We start from the raw sequence: 1,328 nt of genomic DNA on the forward strand, positions 1-1,328 counted from the left end.
CAGGGCTGATTCAAAGTGCTGGTGATCTTGAGGCGTCGCTGGTCACAGGGTGTGAAGGGGTGGCGGCAGGCCGTCACGAAGACAACGAGGCTCCGGTTGACGGGGTGACCTGCCAAGTCGCCCTGCACCACCGGAGCCTCGATGTGCCGCCAGTCTGCCACCGTCTGTCTGACCAAGTCGCCGTTGCCGCGCCAGCGTGAACTGCCCGACATCGCCGAGCGGTTGGCGACACTGTCGGACCCGCGTGACCGTCGCGGCCGTCGGCACTCGCTGGTGTCGGTGCTGCTGACCGCGGCCTGCGCGGTGCTGTCCGGGGCCCGCTCCTACCTGGCCATCGGCCAGTGGGCGCGCAACGCTCCGCAGGATGCCCTCGCCCGCTTGGGCATCCGTCCCCGCGGTCCGCTCGACATCCGGCGTGCTCCTGCCACCTCCACGATCCGCCGTGTGCTCACCCTGGTGTGCCCCGGCGCTCTGGCCGACCTGCTCGGCTCCGCCCCGGCCAACGCCGGGCAGGTGGCCGTGGACGGCAAGAGCGCCCGCGGCTCGCGTACCGACACCGACGACGCCGTTCACCTGCTGTCAGCCGTCACCGGCTGCGGACGCGTCATCTCCCAGCTCCCGGTGCCGGGCAAGACCACCGAGGTCACCGCCCTGCCTGCGCTGCTGGCGCCCTTCGACCTCACCGGCGCAACGGTCACCGCCGACGCGTTGCACACCACCCGCGAGCAGGCCCGTTACCTGGTCGAGGAGAAGAACGCCCATTTCGTACTCGTGGTCAAGCGCAATCAGCCGCGCCTGCACGCCGCGCTGCGCGCTCTGCCATGGAAGGAATGCACTGCGGTGCGCTACGACCGTGAGCAGGGGCACGGCCGACGCGAGACCCGCTCGGTGCGCGTGCTGACCGTCACCGGCCTCGGCCTGGACTTCCCGCACGTCGCGCAGGCCGTGAAGATCCACCGCTACCGCACCGACGTCAAGAGCGGGAAGACCACCCGGCAGACCGTCTACGCGATCACCGATATGACCTCCTGTCAGGCATCTCCGCAGCGTCTCGGGCAACTCGCCCGGCCACTGGGGCATCGAGTCCGTACACCACGTGAGGGACACGACTTTTGCTGAGGACGCCTCCAAGGTGCGCACCGGGCACGGGCCGGCGAACATGGCCACTCTGCGCAACCTCGCAGTCAACACACTCCGCGACGCCGGTCACCGCAGCATCGCCGCCGGGCTACGACAGGTCTCCTACGGGCCCTTCACGCACCCGCTCGACCTGATCGGCCTCGCTTGACCTGCACCACATGATCACCAGGACTTTGAATCAGCCCTGG

2 protein-coding genes are annotated in these 1,328 nt (G+C 69.3%); both read left to right on the top strand.

Going from position 1 to position 1,328, the window contains the following annotated elements; all coding sequences use genetic code 11:
- The first annotated feature begins 141 nt into the window (after positions 1–141).
- A complete protein-coding gene (locus tag AC3ETA_RS47690; RefSeq protein ID WP_432199155.1) occupies positions 142–1,119 on the top strand; it encodes an ISAs1 family transposase in 978 nt (325 codons plus the stop codon).
- Positions 1,097–1,288, top strand: a complete 192-nt coding sequence (locus AC3ETA_RS47695) for a hypothetical protein (protein WP_432199156.1) — start codon at positions 1,097–1,099, stop codon at positions 1,286–1,288. Before AC3ETA_RS47690 ends, AC3ETA_RS47695 begins: the two co-directional genes overlap by 23 nt.
- Positions 1,289–1,328 lie beyond the last annotated feature (40 nt).

The sequence above is a fragment of the Streptomyces sp. bgisy027 genome (genome assembly GCF_057710365.1).